At 56.3% G+C, this 18,245-nt stretch carries 17 protein-coding genes; 12 read left to right on the plus strand and 5 right to left on the minus strand.

What is annotated here, in order from left to right; all coding sequences use genetic code 11:
• Nucleotides 1–75: 75 nt before the first annotated feature.
• Entirely contained in the window at nt 76–1,053 is a 978-nt protein-coding gene (locus Q5705_05635; protein ID WLI78035.1) for an AEC family transporter, read from the minus strand.
• Between the two features lie 359 nt (nt 1,054–1,412).
• On the opposite strand from Q5705_05635, the gene Q5705_05640 reads away from it, so the two are divergent.
• Entirely contained in the window at nt 1,413–2,117 is a 705-nt protein-coding gene (locus tag Q5705_05640; GenBank protein WLI78036.1) for a GNAT family protein, read from the plus strand.
• A gap of 58 nt (nt 2,118–2,175) precedes the next feature.
• Here Q5705_05640 and Q5705_05645 read toward each other — a convergent pair whose 3' ends face one another.
• The gene (locus tag Q5705_05645) at nt 2,176–3,372 is read right to left on the minus strand and encodes an NAD(P)/FAD-dependent oxidoreductase (protein WLI78979.1); all 1,197 of its coding nucleotides are present in this window, start codon (nt 3,370–3,372) and stop codon (nt 2,176–2,178) included.
• 229 nt (nt 3,373–3,601) lie between these two features.
• On the opposite strand from Q5705_05645, the gene pitA reads away from it, so the two are divergent.
• Entirely contained in the window at nt 3,602–5,098 is a 1,497-nt protein-coding gene (gene pitA, locus Q5705_05650; GenBank protein WLI78037.1) for an inorganic phosphate transporter PitA, read from the plus strand.
• A gap of 64 nt (nt 5,099–5,162) precedes the next feature.
• On the opposite strand, the gene uspB is transcribed toward pitA, so the two are convergent.
• Complete coding sequence (uspB, locus tag Q5705_05655) at nt 5,163–5,498, minus strand: universal stress protein UspB (GenBank protein WLI78980.1); 336 nt, start codon at nt 5,496–5,498, stop codon at nt 5,163–5,165.
• A 454-nt stretch (nt 5,499–5,952) separates the two neighbouring features.
• On the opposite strand from uspB, the gene uspA reads away from it, so the two are divergent.
• Nucleotides 5,953–6,390, plus strand: coding sequence for a universal stress protein UspA (gene uspA / locus Q5705_05660; GenBank protein WLI78038.1), 438 nt, complete (start codon nt 5,953–5,955; stop codon nt 6,388–6,390).
• A 58-nt stretch (nt 6,391–6,448) separates the two neighbouring features.
• On the opposite strand, the gene rsmJ is transcribed toward uspA, so the two are convergent.
• On the minus strand, nt 6,449–7,201 hold the full coding sequence (rsmJ, locus tag Q5705_05665) for a 16S rRNA (guanine(1516)-N(2))-methyltransferase RsmJ (protein ID WLI78039.1): 753 nt from the start codon (nt 7,199–7,201) through the stop codon (nt 6,449–6,451).
• Between the two features lie 3 nt (nt 7,202–7,204).
• Nucleotides 7,205–9,247 (minus strand): oligopeptidase A, encoded by a 2,043-nt coding sequence (gene prlC / locus Q5705_05670; protein ID WLI78040.1) that lies wholly within the window; start codon nt 9,245–9,247, stop codon nt 7,205–7,207.
• Nucleotides 9,248–9,424: 177 nt separating this feature from the next.
• Here prlC and Q5705_05675 point away from each other — a divergent pair, with 177 nt between their 5' ends.
• From Q5705_05675 to pqqF, 9 genes are all read left to right on the plus strand, one after another.
• The gene (locus Q5705_05675) at nt 9,425–10,267 is read left to right on the plus strand and encodes a 23S rRNA (adenine(2030)-N(6))-methyltransferase RlmJ (GenBank protein ID WLI78041.1); all 843 of its coding nucleotides are present in this window, start codon (nt 9,425–9,427) and stop codon (nt 10,265–10,267) included.
• An 82-nt stretch (nt 10,268–10,349) separates the two neighbouring features.
• The gene (gene gorA / locus Q5705_05680) at nt 10,350–11,702 is read left to right on the plus strand and encodes a glutathione-disulfide reductase (GenBank protein ID WLI78042.1); all 1,353 of its coding nucleotides are present in this window, start codon (nt 10,350–10,352) and stop codon (nt 11,700–11,702) included.
• Nucleotides 11,703–11,758: 56 nt separating this feature from the next.
• A complete protein-coding gene (locus Q5705_05685; GenBank protein WLI78043.1) occupies nt 11,759–12,799 on the plus strand; it encodes a dipeptidase in 1,041 nt (346 codons plus the stop codon).
• 39 nt (nt 12,800–12,838) lie between these two features.
• A complete protein-coding gene (pqqA, locus tag Q5705_05690; protein WLI78981.1) occupies nt 12,839–12,910 on the plus strand; it encodes a pyrroloquinoline quinone precursor peptide PqqA in 72 nt (23 codons plus the stop codon).
• Between the two features lie 53 nt (nt 12,911–12,963).
• Nucleotides 12,964–13,875 (plus strand): pyrroloquinoline quinone biosynthesis protein PqqB, encoded by a 912-nt coding sequence (gene pqqB / locus Q5705_05695; GenBank protein ID WLI78044.1) that lies wholly within the window; start codon nt 12,964–12,966, stop codon nt 13,873–13,875.
• Between the two features lie 8 nt (nt 13,876–13,883).
• A complete protein-coding gene (gene pqqC / locus Q5705_05700) occupies nt 13,884–14,639 on the plus strand; it encodes a pyrroloquinoline-quinone synthase PqqC (GenBank protein ID WLI78045.1) in 756 nt (251 codons plus the stop codon).
• A gap of 5 nt (nt 14,640–14,644) precedes the next feature.
• Nucleotides 14,645–14,917, plus strand: a complete 273-nt coding sequence (gene pqqD / locus Q5705_05705) for a pyrroloquinoline quinone biosynthesis peptide chaperone PqqD (GenBank protein WLI78982.1) — start codon at nt 14,645–14,647, stop codon at nt 14,915–14,917.
• The gene (gene pqqE / locus Q5705_05710; GenBank protein WLI78046.1) at nt 14,910–16,043 is read left to right on the plus strand and encodes a pyrroloquinoline quinone biosynthesis protein PqqE; all 1,134 of its coding nucleotides are present in this window, start codon (nt 14,910–14,912) and stop codon (nt 16,041–16,043) included. Before pqqD ends, pqqE begins: the two co-directional genes overlap by 8 nt.
• A gap of 2 nt (nt 16,044–16,045) precedes the next feature.
• Nucleotides 16,046–18,232, plus strand: coding sequence for a pyrroloquinoline quinone biosynthesis protein PqqF (gene pqqF / locus Q5705_05715; protein WLI78047.1), 2,187 nt, complete (start codon nt 16,046–16,048; stop codon nt 18,230–18,232).
• Nucleotides 18,233–18,245: the final 13 nt, after the last annotated feature.

Genomic DNA, 18,245 nt, shown 5'->3' on the forward strand with positions numbered 1-18,245 from the left:
ACTTATATAGATCGTTATATATACAGAAACAGGATGAATGGATGCAAGGGGTGGTGGATAAAAGCCAGATTATCCTCAGGGCCAGTCGGGGTAAAAATGGCCCATTAAAATCATAAATAGCGGCGTCGTGACCGTGGAGATAATGGTGGAAAGCAGCATGCTGGTGGCGGTCGCGCCCTGTAAAACCTGGAATTTTTGCGCCATCAGATAGACGTTAACGCCAACCGCCATCGACCCCAGTAGCACGACCACCTGGCTCTCTTCACGCGGCAGATGCAGCAGATACGCCAGCAGCCAGATTAGCCCCGGCATGAAGATGAGTTTCAGCAGACCGATGGCGCTGCTTTCACGCAGCCCTTTGCGGATTTGATAGCGCGACAGGCTCATGCCCAGGGTGATTAAGGTTAAGGGCGCCGCAACCTGCGCGACCATGCTGACCGGGCTGTCGAGAAATTGTGGCAACGGACGATGAAGCGCGAAGCTCCAGATAAAACCGGTAAAGATGCCGATGATAATTGGGTTGCGCAGCACGCTGACCAGCGTTTTGCCGATACCGCGCAGGGAGAAACTGCCGTTTTGCGCCCATTCCACCGACACGGTCACCAACGTCCATAAAATCAGGCTGTTGAAAACCAGAACCAACGCAACCGAAGCGAGGCTTGATGGGCCAAGCAGGATAATGGCGACCGGAATGCCGAGCATGACATTGTTGGAGAAGATGCCCGCGAGGCCAAACACCGAAGCAGAGACAGAATCGAGTCGAAACAGGCCTTTCGCCACGATGCGCCCGATGACATAGATAACAAAGCAACTGCCGAAATAGGCGATCAGCAGGCGGATGTCCACCGGCGGGCTTTCATAGAACTTGCTCATGACTTTGAACAACATGCAGGGGATCGCGACGTTAAAACAGAAGCGGTTCAGCCCTTCGTTCACCGACTCCGGCCAGCCTGCGAAGCGCCCCAGGCAGTAACCCAGCGCAATCAGTAAAAAGAGCGGCGCAGAGAGCAAAAGTTGCTGCGCGAGTTGCGCGAAAAATTCAGCGGTATCCATTCTTTTCCTTGTTGATGTGTTGTTGCGTTTGCCTGAAGGCGTCCGACCTGGGTGTAATGCATCAATATACTGTATGGCGGTTGGTGGGGGCGTTGTTTTTGCTGGTTTTAGGGGGCTGGGATGGTAAAAGGCGGAACCAAACCCTGAATTAATTGTTTCGCGAGGGTTCTCGCATTTCCATGTTAAATTCGCGACGCCCAGCAAGAAACACGGTATAAATCTGTTGCCCGGCATTATTTATTATTTATGACTTATATAAAACTAACCATTATATGCCCACGGCATTTACCCTACAGATACTTAATACCCATTTAATGAAACTTAAGCAGGATTAAATCAGTAATAATCAGGAGGGGATAATGGAGTTTTTTAATCAATACGGTCAACGTATAGGCCAGGAGTGTCCCGAGTGGACAAAAAGGCCGCTGCCGGAAAAAATTTCACTTAAAGGGCGTTATTGCGACGTCGTGCCATTAACGGTGGATCATGCTGAAGACCTCTTCCCGGAGTGGCAAAGTATTGATGATGAGCGGGACTGGACGTACCTTGGCGATGCCCGTCCGGCAAATATGACGGCCTGCTATGCTTATTTAAGGAATCTGGCATCTCATCCTGACCGGATATACTTTGCGATACAGGATAAAGCGGACAATATAATAAAAGGCATTTTTTACGCCGGTAAATTCGATCCCGAGAATGGCTCTTTTGATATTGGTGACGTGAACTGGACACCATTAATGAAAAGAACGCGCATGAGCACCGAGGCGCTTTATATCGTACTGGCGTATTTCTTCGATCAACTGAAATATAGAAGATGTGAATGGAGAACAAGCAGTTATAACACAGAAGCTATTCAATCGGCTGAACGAATCGGTTTTGTTAAAGAAGGTGTGCTGCGCGATAAAAAGATCCAAAAAGGACATTTTAGCGATATTACCGTGTTCTCAATCACCCTGCGGGAATGGGCTGGGCTCTCGTCGATGATGAAAGGCTGGCTGCATGAAGAGAACTTCGATCACCGGGGCCGCCAGGTGCAAAAACTGGCTTCATTTCGTCGCTATTAATGAAGCCATACCGGGGGGTTGGCCACCGAGAGCCACTGTTATTGCTAAATATTTGTAGCTAAACGTTTTCGACCAGCGCCTGCGCACAGGCCCAGGCGCTGGACCACGCCCACTGGAAGTTATACCCCCCAAGCCAACCGGTGACATCCATCACTTCGCCAATAAAGTACAGCCCCGGCACGTTGCGAGCTTCCATGGTGCGTGATGACAACGCATTAGTATCCACACCGCCAAGCGTCACTTCCGCCGTGCGGTAACCTTCGGTGCCATTCGGCTGGACGCGCCAGCAGGTAAGCGTGTCGACCAGTTTTTCCTGCTCGCGGGTATTAAGTTGTTTGAGCGTCACATCAGGGATCTGCCCAAGCTGTTGCAGGCATTCAACCAGCCTTTTCGGCAACTGCACGCCCAGGGTGTTTTTCAGGCTTTGGTTCGGATGAGCCTCGCGCTGTTGATTCAGGAAGGCCGCCAGATCGCACTCCGGCAGCAAATTAATGCTGACGAATTCGCCAGGTTGCCAGTAACTGGAAATTTGCAGCACCGCCGGGCCTGACAGGCCGCGGTGAGTAAAAAGCAGGTTTTCGCGAAAAACTGTGCCGTTCTCAGCGGTGATAACTGACGGCACAGAAACGCCAGAGAGCGTTTGCACCTGCTCCAGCAGCGGCTTATGCAGCGTAAACGGCACCAGCCCGGCGCGTGTAGGCAGCACGTTCAGGCCAAACTGTTCGGCAACTTTGTAGCCAAAAGGCGACGCGCCGAGGCCCGGCATCGATAAACCGCCAGAGGCAATGACCAGTTTTGCCGCCTGCACGCTTTCGCCATTCAACTGCAATGTATAGCCATCTTCGTTGCGCTCAACAGAAAGGATTTCCGTGCGCAGACGCTGCGTCACGTTGCCTTTTTCGCCCTCTGCCACCAGCAGATCGACAATCTGCTGCGCCGAGTCATCGCAAAAGAGCTGTCCCAGCGTCTTTTCATGCCAGGCAATACCGTATTTGCCGACCAGATCGATAAAATCCCACTGTGTGTAACGGGCCAGCGCAGATTTGCAAAAATGCGGGTTCTGGCTCAGATAGGCCGCTGGCTCGACATAAAGATTGGTGAAGTTGCAACGGCCGCCGCCGGACATCAGGATCTTGCGGCCTGGCTTTTTACCGTTATCCAGTAACAGCACGCGGCATCCCGCCTGCCCCGCCATTGCTGCACAGAACATTCCCGCTGCACCCGCACCGACTACGATGGCATCAAACCTTTCCACATCTTCACCCTCTTCTGAAATCGTCGCGGATTGTAAAGAGTTCACGCTGGTCGCACCAGAGCATAGAGGTGCGAAAATCAACATAACGTTGAAAACTATAAGATAATTTTCAAGATTCAGTGGGTTGTAAGAAATAATGTCAAAAAAAATACATATTTCACTTTGCCCCTACTGCCAATGTCCCTGATAATGCGCGGCGTTCGTGTCCCCAAAAATGGCTTAACGACCTATGGTACATTTGTTTGCCGGCCTGGATCTTCATACCGGGCTATTACTCGTGCTTGCTTTGGTTTTTGTTCTGTTTTACGAGGCCATTAACGGCTTCCATGACACAGCAAATGCCGTTGCAACCGTAATTTATACACGCGCTATGCGCTCTCAGCTGGCGGTTGTGATGGCGGCAGTGTTTAACTTTTTCGGCGTTTTGCTGGGTGGGTTAAGCGTTGCGTATGCCATTGTGCATATGTTGCCGACCGATTTGCTGTTAAATGTCAGCTCCGCACATGGCCTGGCGATGGTCTTTTCCATGCTGCTGGCCGCCATTATCTGGAACCTTGGCACCTGGTATCTGGGTTTGCCTGCTTCCAGTTCCCACACCCTGATTGGCGCGATTATCGGTATTGGTTTAACCAATGCGCTGATGTCGGGTAACTCTGTGGTAGACGCCTTAAATATCCCCAAAGTACTGGAAATCTTCGCATCGTTGATCCTGTCACCGATCGTCGGGCTGGTCTTTGCAGGCGGTTTGATATTTATCCTGCGTCGCTACTGGAGCAGCACCAAAAAACGCGCACGCATTCATATGACTCCGGCTGAACGCGAGAAGATCGACGGCAAGAAAAAGCCGCCGTTCTGGACGCGCATTGCGTTGATTCTCTCTGCTATTGGCGTGAGTTTCTCCCACGGTGCAAACGACGGCCAGAAAGGCATTGGCTTGATTATGCTGGTGCTGATTGGCGTCGCGCCTGCGGGCTTCGTGGTCAATATGAACGCGTCTGGTTACGACATCACCCGTACACGTGATGCGGTGAATAACGTGGAAATTTTCTTCCAGCAACATCCGGCGCTGCTGCAAAAAGCGACCGGTGTTGATCCGTTAATCCCAACGCCGGAAGAAGTGACCACCCAGCCAGGCGAGTTTCATTGCCATCCGGGCCGTGCCATTGGCGCGCTGGATCGCGCAAAAGCGATGCTGACGGGTATTGAGAATTACGAGCAGGTTCCGCTGGAACAGCGCGGTCAGCTGCGCCGTATCATGCTTTGCCTGTCGGACATTACCGATAAAGTGGCGAAACAGCCGGAAGTGAGCGCTGATGACCAACGTCTGCTGAAGAGACTGAAAGGCGATATGCTGAGCACCATCGAATATGCGCCAATCTGGATAATCATGGCCGTTGCGCTGGCGTTGGGTCTTGGCACCATGATCGGCTGGCGTCGCGTGGCAACCACTATCGGCGAGAAAATCGGTAAGAAAGGCATGACCTATGCGCAGGGGATGTCCGCACAAATGACGGCGGCGGTTTCCATCGGTCTGGCGAGCTATACCGGGATGCCGGTTTCCACCACCCATGTGCTGTCATCTTCCGTTGCCGGGACAATGATTGTTGACGGTGGCGGCCTGCAACGTAAAACCGTGACCAACATTCTGATGGCCTGGGTCTTTACCCTGCCAGCGTCGGTTATTCTTTCTGGCGTACTGTACTGGCTTTCGCTGCATCTGATTTGATGCGGTGTAATGCACAACAAGAACGGGTCAGGAAACTGGCCCGTTTTTTTATGTTTTCTGCCGCTCAATGCCAAATCATCAGCGCAACCAAACTCACCACCACCAGCCCGCAGAGAGAGCTGGTTAAAATGAACTGGCGGCGTACACGCTCACAACGGCGGATAAATTCGTCATCATGGTGATCGCGATAACGTTGGCCGTAGATGTACCACACCAGCCGCATCTGTTTACTGGGCTGGCCATGCGCGGTAAAAAAGCCGCCGCCATCCACGTATTGATACAGCAAGGGGTCGCAACCACGAAGTACTACTAACAGGGCGCGCAACGATGAGTAATAACGCGCCATGTTAACCACACACACCACACATAAAGCCCAAAACAGCGCAACAGTGCTGATCACCATATCCCCTCCCCAGCGAAAACCCACAGAGATTCACTCCTGGACTCACGCTCCTGGATACCCAACTGAGTCAGTCAATTAACTGTATTACCAAGGGCCGGACGGAGCACAGTACAGGCGGTGTTCCGCAATTGACCTTGCTTCCATGAGCGGGACAACTTCGGGACACCGTCTTGTTCCGTACGGTTTATTTATAGTGTAGGAGATCAGTTTATTTTTTTGCCACATACGAAAGCATCATCAATGCATCTGGTTGTAAATCTTAGTTAAGTGAATCGTGATCCAGGCTGATTGACGGTACTGAAAGAGCGTTATAAGGTAGAAATATCTTATGAAGATGAAATCCTTACGGCCGGGCGCTACGCTTACGTGAAACGCAGGATGCGAGCGCAGTGCAACAGCATCAGGGTTTTCACCCCGATGGTCATCGACAACTTATGGAAGGAGTAACACTATGGCTTACAAACACATCCTTATTGCCGTCGATCTTTCCCCCGAAAGCAAATTGCTGGTTGAGAAAGCAGTCTCCATGGCGCGTCCTTACAACGCGAAAATTTCCCTGATTCATGTCGATGTGAACTACTCCGATCTTTATACAGGCCTGATTGACGTCAACCTCGGCGATATGCAAAAACGCATCTCCGACGAAACGCACCAGGCGCTGACGGAACTCTCCACCAACGCGGGCTACCCAATTACCGAAACCCTGAGCGGCAGCGGTGATTTGGGGCAAGTTTTGGTAGACGCCATTAAAAAATACGATATGGACCTGGTGGTTTGCGGTCATCATCAGGACTTCTGGAGCAAGCTGATGTCCTCAGCGCGCCAGCTGATTAACACCGTGCATGTCGATATGCTGATTGTCCCGCTGCGCGATGAAGAAGAGGATTAATGCCTCGCTAATCGTTAGCCAGAATACCGCCCGGTACGCGCAATGCGACCGGGCGTTTTTATTCCCCGCGACCGGGGTAGATATCAAAACGGTGGCTTTTGGTTACCACGGCAGATTGCGTGGCAATTCCCGCCAGCGGCGGCGCATAATCCGGGCGCTTCACCACCACGCGCTTAATGGCTAACTGACGCGCAGGCGCAAGCAACCCATCGGCATCCAGATCCGGGCCTACCAGCGACTGGAACACGCGCATCTCTTTTTTCACCAGCGCGCTTTTTTGCTTATGCGGGAACATTGGATCGAGATAGACCACCTGCGGACGCGGCGCGATATCCGCAAGCCCGGTCAGGCTGGAGGCGTGAATAAGCGCCAGCCGCTCGCGCAACCACGGGCCAATTTCCGCATCGGCATAACCGCGTTCGAGACCATCTTCCAGCAGCGCGGCCACTACCGGGTTACGCTCCAGCATCCGCACACGGCAACCGACCGACGCCAGCACAAATGCGTCACGGCCAAGGCCTGCGGTGGCATCTACCACATCCGGTAAATAGCTGCCTTTAATACCGACCGCTTTGGCTACCGCTTCCCCGCGACCGCCGCCAAATTTACGCCGGTGCGCCATCCCGCCCGCGACAAAATCGACAAAAATGCCGCCAAGTTTGGGTTCATCGCGTTTGCGCAGCTCAAGATGCAGCGGGGTAAGCACCAACGCCATCAGGTTATCATCGTCCTGCTCCAGCCCGAAGCGGGCCGCAAGAACAGATAAGGCACCGTCTCCGGTGCCTGTTTCATCCAGCAAACAAATCTTCAAGAGTTAGCCTTCGATACCATAATGCTCAAGCATCGCGTCAATCTGCGGCTCACGTCCACGGAAGCGTTTGAACAGATCCATCGGCTCTTCCGAACCGCCACGGGACAGGATGTTATCAAGGAATGACTGGCCGGTTTCGCGGTTGAAAATTCCCTCTTCTTCAAAGCGGGAGTACGCGTCGGCGGCCAGCACATCGGCCCACAAATAGCTGTAGTAACCCGCCGCATAGCCACCAGCGAAGATATGGCTGAAGGCGTGCGGGAAGCGGCCCCATGACGGCCCCGGCACCACGGCGACCTGGCGTTTGATTTCTGCCAGCGTTTCGAGGATTTTCGCCCCTTGCTCAGGGTTAAACTCCGCATGCAGGCGGAAATCGAACAGGCCGAACTCCAGCTGGCGCAGGATAAACATCGCCGCCTGGTAGTTTTTCGCCGCCAGCATTTTATCCAGCAACTCCTGCGGCAGCGGCTCGCCGGTCTCGTAATGGCCGGAGATAAACGCCAGCGCTTGCGGCTCCCAGCACCAGTTTTCCATAAACTGGCTCGGCAGCTCGACCGCATCCCACGGCACCCCGCTAATACCCGCCACACCGGCGGTTTCAATACGCGTCAGCATATGGTGCAGGCCATGACCAAATTCGTGGAACAGGGTGATCACTTCGTCGTGGGTGAACAGCGCCGGTTTGCCGTTAACCGGGCGGTTGAAGTTACAGGTGAGATAAGCCACCGGTTTTTGCAGCGAACCATCGGCGCGGCGCATCTGACCGACGCAGTCATCCATCCATGCGCCACCGCGTTTGTTTTCGCGGGCGTAGAGATCAAGATAAAAGCTACCGCGCAGTTCGTTGTTTTCGTCATACAGCTCGAAGAAGCGCACATCGGGATGCCAGACATCCACATCGTTGCGCTCTTTAGCGGTAATGCCGTAAATGCGTTTCACCACTTCGAACAGGCCGTTAACGGCGCGGTTTTCCGGGAAGTACGGGCGCAGTTGCTCATCGCTGATGCTGTACAGATGCTGCTTCTGTTTTTCGCTGTAATAGCCGATATCCCAGGGTTGCAGTTCATCAACGCCGAATTCAGCTTTAGCGAAGGCACGCAGTTGCGCCAGCTCTTTTTCGCCCTGCGGACGAGCGCGTTTAGCGAGATCCGTTAAGAACTCCAGCACCTGCGAGGGGTTTTCCGCCATTTTGGTGGCCAGGGATTTATAAGCATAGCTTTCAAAACCGAGCAGTTGCGCCAGTTCATGACGCAGGGCGAGGATCTCCGTCATCACCGGGCTGTTATCCCATTTACCGGCATTCGGCCCCTGATCGGACGCGCGCGTGCTGTAAGCGCGATACATCTCTTCGCGCAGCGCCTGGTTGTCGCAGTAGGTCATCACCGGCAGGTAGCTTGGGATATCCAGCGTTAACAGCCAGCCCTCTTGCTCTTTGGCTTCGGCCTGTGCTTTCGCTGCGGCTAATGCGCTTTCCGGCATCCCGGAGAGCTCCGCTTCATCGGTCACCAGTTTGGTCCAGCCCATCGTCGCATCAAGCACGTTGTTGCTGTAGAGGTTGCCCAGTTCAGAAAGACGCGCGGCAATTTCGCCATAACGTTTCTGTGCCTCTTTTGGCAGGCCAATGCCCGACAATTTGAAGTCGCGCAGCGCGTTATCGACCGCTTTTTTCTCCGCCACGCTCAGGTCGTCGTAATGGGCGCCGTCGCGCAAATCGCGATACGCGTTATACAGCCCTTCATGTTGCCCAACCCAGGTGCTGTATTCTGACAGCAGCGGCAGGGTTTGCTCATACGCTTCACGCAGTTCCGGGCTGTTTTTCACGGAATTTAAATGGCTGACCGGGGAGAAGAGGCGACCGAGGCGATCGTCTGCTTCCGCCAGCGGCTGGCAAAGATTCGCCCATGTATACGGGCCGCCCTGCGCGACAACGCTTTCTACCGCGTTCCGGCAGTCGTCCAGCGCCTGCGTGACCGCAGGGACAACATGTTCAGGACGGATCTGAGAAAACGGCGGTAATTCGAAAGGCGTCAATAATGGGTTGGTCATATGCGCAGTCCTGTTGAAAAAGGTGTCTGATTAGCATGGGGTCAAGTTCAGGAGATTTCAATGCCAGGCGGTGCGCTTAAAGGGGTATCGCAGCAATAAGCAGCGCGTTCAGCGGCAATCCGCCGCGAACTGCGATAGACTGTGCGAAATTTTGTTTATTCTGGAATCTCCGTACCCATGCTTAGTTATCGCCACAGCTTCCACGCGGGCAACCACGCCGACGTCCTCAAACACACTGTTCAGAGCCTGATCATCGAAGCGCTGAAAGAAAAAGAGAAACCGTTTCTCTATCTCGACACCCATGCGGGCGCGGGGCGCTACCAGCTTTCCGGCGAGCACGCGGAACGCACCGGTGAGTATCTGGAAGGCATCGCACGTATCTGGCAACAAGACGATCTCCCCGCCGAGCTGGAACCTTATATGAACGTGGTGCGTCACTTTAATCGTGGCGAGCAGTTGCGTTACTACCCCGGTTCACCGCTGATTGCCCGCGAACTGCTGCGCGAGCAGGACAGCCTGATGCTGACCGAACTGCACCCGAGCGATTTCCCGCTGCTGCGCCAGGAGTTCCAGAAAGACGAGCGCACTCGCGTTGCGCGCGCCGACGGCTATCAGCAATTAAAAGCCAAACTGCCGCCGGTTTCCCGCCGTGGCCTGATCCTTATCGACCCGCCGTATGAAATCAAAACCGACTACCAGGCGGTGGTGAGCGGGATTAACGAAGGTTACAAACGGTTTGCCACCGGTGTTTACGCCCTGTGGTATCCGGTGGTGTTACGCCAGCAAATCAAACGTATGCTGCGCGATCTGGAAGCCACCGGCATTCGCAATATTCTGCAAATCGAGCTGGGCGTGCGCCCGGACAGCGATCACCGCGGCATGACCGCCTCCGGCATGATTGTTATCAACCCGCCGTGGAAGCTGGAAGCGCAAATGAATAACCTTCTGCCGTGGCTGCACAGCAAACTGGTGCCGGCCGGGACCGGTCATACGCTGGTCACGCAACTGGTGCCTGAGTAATCGCAGCCATTGGTGGAACATTCCGCGCTGCGCGCTACAATCGCGACAATTTTCGACTTCGTTCAGGATTAAGGAAACGACCATGAGCAAACATTACGACTACCTCGCCATCGGCGGCGGCAGCGGCGGTATTGCCTCGATCAACCGCGCCGCCATGTATGGTCAAAAATGCGCACTGATCGAAGCAAAAGAGCTGGGCGGCACCTGCGTGAACGTCGGTTGTGTACCGAAAAAAGTGATGTGGCACGCCGCGCAAATCTCAGAAGCCATTCATCTGTACGGCCCGGATTACGGCTTTGATACCACCGTAAATCACTTCGACTGGGGCAAGCTGGTTGCCAGTCGCAGCGCCTATATCGATCGTATTCACACCTCCTATGACAACGTGCTGGGCAAAAACAACGTTGATGTCATTCGCGGCTTTGCCCGTTTTGTCGATGCCAACACCGTGGAAGTAAACGGCGAGACGATCACCGCCGATCACATCCTGATCGCGACAGGTGGCCGCCCGAGCCACCCGGATATTCCCGGCGCAGAATACGGCATTGATTCCGACGGCTTCTTCGCCCTGCCCGCGCTGCCAAAACGCGTTGCAGTGGTGGGCGCAGGCTATATCGCCGTTGAACTGGCGGGCGTCATTAACGGCCTCGGCGCCGAGGCGCACCTGTTTGTGCGTAAACATGCCCCGCTGCGCACCTTTGATCCGATGATTTCCGACACGCTGGTGGAAGTGATGGCCGCCGAAGGCCCGGCGCTGCACACCCATGCGGTGCCGAAATCGGTGGTAAAAAACGCCGACAACAGCCTGACGCTAACGCTGGAAGATGGCCGCACGCAGACCGTGGATTGCCTGATTTGGGCGATTGGTCGCGAGCCTTCGACGGATAACTTCAACCTGGCCGCGACCGGGGTGAAAACCAACAACAAAGGTTACATTGAAGTCGATAAGTTCCAGAACACCAGCGTGCCAGGCATCTATGCGGTGGGCGATAACACCGGCGCAGTGGAACTGACTCCCGTTGCCGTGGCCGCTGGCCGCCGTCTCTCCGAGCGTCTGTTTAATAACAAGCCGGACGAACATCTGGACTACAGCAACATTCCAACCGTGGTGTTCAGCCATCCGCCGATCGGCACAGTCGGGTTAACCGAACCGCAGGCACGCGAGCAGTATGGCGACGACCAGGTGAAAATCTACAAATCCTCGTTCACGGCGATGTACACCGCCGTGACGTCCCACCGCCAGCCGTGCCGTATGAAGCTGGTTTGCGTAGGGCCGGAAGAGAAGATTGTCGGCATTCACGGTATCGGCTCCGGCATGGATGAGATGCTGCAAGGCTTCGCTGTGGCGCTGAAAATGGGTGCCACCAAAAAAGACTTCGACAACACCGTCGCTATCCACCCGACGGCGGCGGAAGAGTTTGTCACCATGCGTTAATACGCCGCCAAAACTGGCCTTCACGGCCAGTTTTACTTTCATAAAAGGCCCGGACAATGGTTCCCCGGTTCCCGGTTTTTGATGGTCACAATGATTTGCTGCTGCGTCTGTGGATTGAGCAGCAGCACACCCCGGTTGAACAGGTTTTTCGCGGCCTGACCGGCGGTCATCTCGATTTCCCCCGCATGCAACAAGCCGGGTTCGCCGGTGGATTGTTCGCCGTCTTTGTTCCCCCCGCCCGCTACGTAGCCGGGCAGCGCGGCATCTCCCTTGCTGACGCGCAGGCTTTGCACGATCCGCTGCGCATCAGCCACCAGCAAATCGATCTCTTTTACCGCATGGTTGAAGCCTCGCAGGGCAAAATGGCGGTGTGCCACAGCGTGCGTGAGATTGAGCAGTGCCTGCAAAACGGTACGATTGCCCTGGTGTTGCACATTGAAGGCGCGGACGCGCTGGATGCAGAGCTAACCCGGCTGGATGCGTTCACCGGGCGCGGGGTGCGCAGTATTGGCCCGTTCTGGAACCTTCCCAACGCATTTGGGGAAGGGGTTAACGGCCAGTTTCCCGGCTCATCGGATACCGGGCCGGGGCTGAACGAGGCGGGAAAAGCGCTTATTCGCGCCTGTAATCAGCAGCGCATTATGATCGATCTGTCGCATATGAACGAACGCGCATTCTGGGACACCGCCGCGCTCAGCACTGCGCCGCTGGTTGCCACCCATTCCAACGCCCACGCTCTGTGCCCGCAGCCGCGAAACCTGACCGATGCGCAGTTGGAAGCCATCGCCGCCAGCGACGGGCTGGTCGGCGTGAACTTCGGCACCGCCTTTTTGCGTGCCGATGGTCAGCGCAACGGTAACACGTCTTTAACGAAAATTTTTCAACACATCGAGTATCTGCTAACTAAACTTGGTGAAGATCGCGTGGCATTTGGTTCAGATTTTGACGGTATTGACCTGCCGGATGAGCTGGGCGATGTCACGGGGTTGCCGCGACTCATGGCCGTGCTGGCGAAGTCCGGTGTCAGCCAGGCACAGGCAGAAAAGCTGGCCTGGCGAAACTGGCTGCGGGTTTTAAAAATGACCTGGGGTGACTGACCACACATCGTTACCCCTCTCATCTCAAGGAGATACGCTATGTGGACGAAACCAACGTTTGTTGATCTGCGCCTGGGTCTGGAAGTCACGCTCTACATTTCCAACCGCTAACCGCGTATGCCCGCCTTGTTGCGGGCTCTTTTCTTCTCTTTCCGGTCTGACACATGCTGATTACTGTTCTGGGTTCGGCGGCAGGCGGCGGCTTTCCCCAGTGGAACTGCAACTGCCCTAACTGCGCGAGTGTGCGTAACGGCACCATGAAAACCTCAGCGCGGACGCAATCTTCCATTGCGATAAGCGATGACGGCAAAAACTGGGTGCTGTGCAATGCCTCGCCCGATATCAGCCACCAGTTACGCGCCACGCCTGCACTGAATAAACCTGAGTTGCTGCGCGGCACCGGCATCGGGTCGATTATCCTCACCGATAGCCAGATTGATCACAGCGCAGGGCTGCTCAGCTTACGCGAAGGCTGCCCGCATCATGTCTGGTGCACAAAAGAGGTGCACGACGATCTCAGCAGTGGTTTCCCGGTCTTTCCGATGCTGAGCCACTGGAACGGCGGGCTGATCCATCACGTGATTGCGCCGCAGGAACGCTTTCAGGTCACGGTCTGCCCGGAACTGCACTTTACCGCCATTCCGCTACTGAGCAACGCGCCGCCCTACTCGCAATACCGCAACCGGCCGCTGCCGGGCCACAACGTGGCGCTGTTTGTCGAAGAGAGCAATAGCGGTAAAAGCCTGCTGTACGCGCCCGGTCTCGGCGAGCCTGACGACACGATCATGCCCTGGTTGCAACGCGCCGATTGCCTGTTAATCGACGGCACGCTGTGGCGCGATAACGAACTGAGCGCCACTGGCGTTGGCAGTCACACTGGCAAAGAGATGGGGCACCTGGCATTAGCGGAGGAGCATGGCCTGACGGCGCTGCTGGCCTCGCTGCCCGCCGGGCGCAAGATCCTTATTCACATTAACAATACCAACCCGATCCTCAACGAAGAGTCCCCGGAGCGACGCTGCCTTGAGCAACAAGGCATTGAAGTCAGCTGGGACGGGATGGTTATCGCGTTATAAGAGGTTCCATGACTGAAGCAACACGGCTAACGCCGGACGAGTTTGAAACCGCGTTGCGGGCGAAGGGGCAGTACTATCATATTCATCACCCTTATCACATCGCCATGCACAACGGCGAGGCAACGCGGGAGCAGATTCAGGGCTGGGTGGCGAACCGGTTTTACTACCAGACCAGCATTCCGCTTAAAGACGCGGCGATTATGGCGAATTGCCCGCACCCGGATGTGCGCCGCCAGTGGGTGCAACGCATTCTCGATCATGATGGCGATGCCGACAACGAAGGCGGCATTGAAGCCTGGCTGCGTCTTGGCGAAGCGGTGGGGTTAACCCGTGAAAGCCTGCTTTCTGAAGAACGGGTGCTGCCCGGCGTGCGTTTTGCGGTCGATGCCTACGTCAACTTTGCCCGCCGCGCCAGTTGGCAGGAAGCAGCGTGCAGTTCACTAACCGAGCTGTTCGCCCCGCAAATCCATCAATCGCGCCTCGACAGTTGGCCGCAACACTACAGCTGGATTGAACCGCAGGGTTATGACTATTTCCGCAGCCGGCTTGCTCAGGCGCGGCGCGACGTCGAACACGGTCTGTCGCTGGCGCTGACGTATTGCGATACCGCCGAAAAGCAGCAACGCATGCTGGAGATCCTGCAATTCAAACTCGACATTTTGTGGAGCATGCTTGATGCCATGACGCTGGCCTACAGCCTGGATCGCGCGCCCTATCACACCGTGACCCGCGAGGCGGTGTGGCACACAAGGAGGCTGGTGTAATGGAGATTCAACAGCGCCACATTCCGCAATTTCGCCGGGGTTATCGCCTGCAATGGGAAGCGGCGCAGGATTGCCACGTTATTCTCTACCCTGAAGGGATGGCAAAACTGAACGACAGCGCGACGGCAATCTTGTCGCAGGTTGACGGCAGCAAAAGCGTGGGCGAGATTATCGCCGCCTTGCAGGCCCGTTTTCCCCACGCCGATGGACTGCCCGCCGATGTGCTGGAATTCCTCGCCCAGGCGTACGAACAAAAGTGGGTGATATTCCGTGAATAACACCGGCAAAGCGGTCAATCCGCCGCTGTGGCTGCTGGCGGAGTTAACCTACCGCTGCCCGCTACAGTGCCCGTACTGCTCCAATCCGCTCGATTTTTCCACCCAGCAGAACGAGCTGACGACCGCGCAGTGGATTGACGTTTTTCGCCAGGCGCGGGAGATGGGCAGCGTGCAGCTGGGTTTTTCCGGCGGTGAACCGTTACTGCGTAAAGACTTACCGGAGCTAATTGCCGCCGCGCGCGAGCTGGGTTTTTACACCAACCTGATCACCTCCGGTATCGGGCTGAGCGAGAAAAAACTGCACACCTTCGCCGATGCCGGGCTGGATCATATCCAGATAAGCTTCCAGGCGAGCGACCCCGCACTCAATGCCGCGCTGGCAGGCAACGAGAAAGCATTTCACCAGAAGCTGGCGATGGCGAAAGCGGTGAAAGCGCTGGGCTACCCGATGGTGCTGAACTTCGTGCTGCATCGCCACAATATCGACCAGATTGACCGCATTATCGCGCTGGCATTAGAGCTGGAGGCAGATGATGTCGAACTGGCAACCTGCCAGTTTTACGGCTGGGCGCAGCTTAATCGCGAAGGCTTACTGCCGAGCCGCGAGCAGATTGCCCGCGCGGAAGCGGTGGTTAAAGCGTACCGGGAGACGATGGCTGAAAACGGCACCCTGACAAATTTGCTGTTTGTTACGCCGGACTACTACGAAGAGCGCCCGAAAGGCTGCATGGGCGGCTGGGGAGCGATTTTCTTAAGCGTCACGCCAGGAGGCACCGCCCTGCCGTGCCACAGCGCGCGCCAGTTGCCGGTAAAATTCCCCTCGGTGCTGGAACACTCGCTGTCACATATCTGGTATGACTCCTTCGGTTTTAACCGCTACCGGGGCAATGACTGGATGCCGGAACCGTGCCGCTCCTGCCCGGAAAAAGAGCAGGACTTCGGCGGCTGCCGCTGCCAGGCCTATATGCTGACCGGCGATGCCGCCAGTGCCGACCCGGTGTGCAGTAAATCCCCATATCACGGCACCATTCTGGCGGCGCGGGAAGCGGCCAACCATAGCCGCACCGGCATCCATGAGCTGCGTTTTCGTAACCGCGTCAATTCCCAACTGATCGTCAAGGGCTGAGCATGCAAACCGTAAACCGCCGCCTGCCAAACGGTGTGGACGTTACGCTGGTGCATCAGCCTGATGCACGCCAGGCGGCGGCGCTATGGTGTGTGGATGCGGGTAGCCTGCATGAACCGGACAGCTGGCCGGGGCTTGCCCATCTGCTGGAACATATGCTGTTTCGCGGTAGCATCGGGTTCCCGAATGCGCAGCGGCTTATCAGTTGGGTACCGGCGCAGGGCGGGCGGTTGAATGCTTCAACCCGCCTGGCGCAAACCGCCTACTTTTTTGAAGTACCGGCGCAACTTCTGGAGCCGGGGCTGTTACGCCTGACGGATATGCTGGTCGCGCCACGGCTCAGTGCGGGCGAGTTGCCCGCAGAAGTGGCGGTGATCGACGCCGAATTTCGCCTGTTACAGCATGATGCCGAAAAGCGCCGCGAAGCCGCGCTGCTGCAAACCCTCGATGGTGATGGTCGCCTGTCGCGCTTTCGCATCGGCAATCGCGCAAGCTTCGGCGAGCAAACGGAGTTACTCCATCAGGCGCTGACGGATTTTCACCGCCAGCACTATCACGCCGCAAGCCTGCAACTTTTTTTGCAAGGGCCGCAATCGCTGGAAAACCTCGACGCGCTGGCCCGTTGTAGCGTGGCGGTGCTGCCGCCTGCGGTGCAGGAAAACCCCGACCGGCCACTCACGCTAACTTCAGGCTCCAGAGCAGTGCAACAGCCGCGCGAAACCATGCTGGTGCTCAGTTTTCAACTGCCCATCGCCGCCTGCGGCGCGCTGCGCTTGCTGGAAACGCTGCTTTTAGATGAAACCCCCGGCGGGTTAATGGCGACTTACCGCCAGCACAATTTGGTGACTGCCATTGCCCTGCAAGCCGATCGCCTGAACGCGACCACGCTGTGGTTGCGGCTAACGTTGACCCTCAGCGATAAAAGAGTCAGCGCCGCGCAGGTTGAAGCGCTGTTTTTCCGCTGGCTGCAATCCGCCGCGATGCTAAACCCCGCGCAGCACATCGCACTGCGGGAATTTGCCGGGCTGGCTTTCGCCCGCCTTGCGCCGCTGGAGGCGCTGCGCGCCCGCGCGATTGGCCTGCCGCCTCCCGATGCAGAGCACTGGCCGGAGTTGCTGACAGCGTTATCTTCGCAGAACCTTAGCCGCCTGTGGGCATCGCCAGACGTTGCCGGTGCGCATTGTGAAAGCCAGGGATTCAGGCTGACGCTGGCGGATTTTCCGCTTCATGTTGCGTCAGACGCCCCGGAAACCGCATTTACGCTATTTCCCCCGCCCGCGCATCCGGTGCAACCACAACTGCCATTACGCGCGGCTCCGCTGGCGTGGCAACACGCTCAGGGCGATGCGGCGTTGCGGTTGCGCCCGGCTCCGGCAACAGCGTTTAGTGATGAACAGGGCTGGCAGTTGGTGTCCCGCTTGCGAACACTCAGCGCGTATGCCGCGCGGCTGCACGGGCAACTTACGTTGCAGCGCGAGCAGGGCATCTGGCAGCTTTATCTTTGCGCTAACCCGCTGTTAATGCAGGCGATACTGGCAAATATGAATCAGCTTTTACACACTGAGGATGCAAGCGCCACCCGGCAGGGTCGCCTTGCACTGGCGCAGGATCGCGCCGTGGAGATGCAGGGCAGCGCCGTTCGCCGTCTGCTGGCGCAATTGCCGCGCGAGCTGCAAGCCGCCATCGCTCAACCGGCGCAAAACCACTGGCAGGCGCGGCTCACCGGCGGCAGCGCACAACTGCATCAGGCGCTATCACAATTACTCAGCGAATTTATTTTTCCGCTAAAAGCCGAGGCAGCCGCGCCTGTATTGCCTTCACCAGGCCAACATTACACGCTGGACGCGCAAGATGAGGATAATGCGCTGCTGCTGTTTCTTCCGCTTGAAGGGATGGGATCCGACGAGATGCAGGCGCTAATCCTGCGTTATCAGCCGCGCTTTTTCCACCAGATGCGGGTGGAGTGCAACTTTGGCTATGTCGCCCAGTGCCAGTGGTATCGCTGTGCGGATACACAAGGCGTGCTGGTCGCGCTGCAATCGCCCGTCCATTCACCTGATGTGTTATTTGAGGAAGTACAACGCTTCTTTGAACAACAAGCCCAGACCGAGCAACTACCCGCAGCACACTGGCTGGCACGGCAACTGCCTGATGCGTGGCGGGGAACGAGCAGGAAAATGCCTCGCTAATACTGATTACTTT

Source organism: Kosakonia sp. H02 (genome assembly GCA_030704225.1).
GTDB lineage: Bacteria > Pseudomonadota > Gammaproteobacteria > Enterobacterales > Enterobacteriaceae > Kosakonia.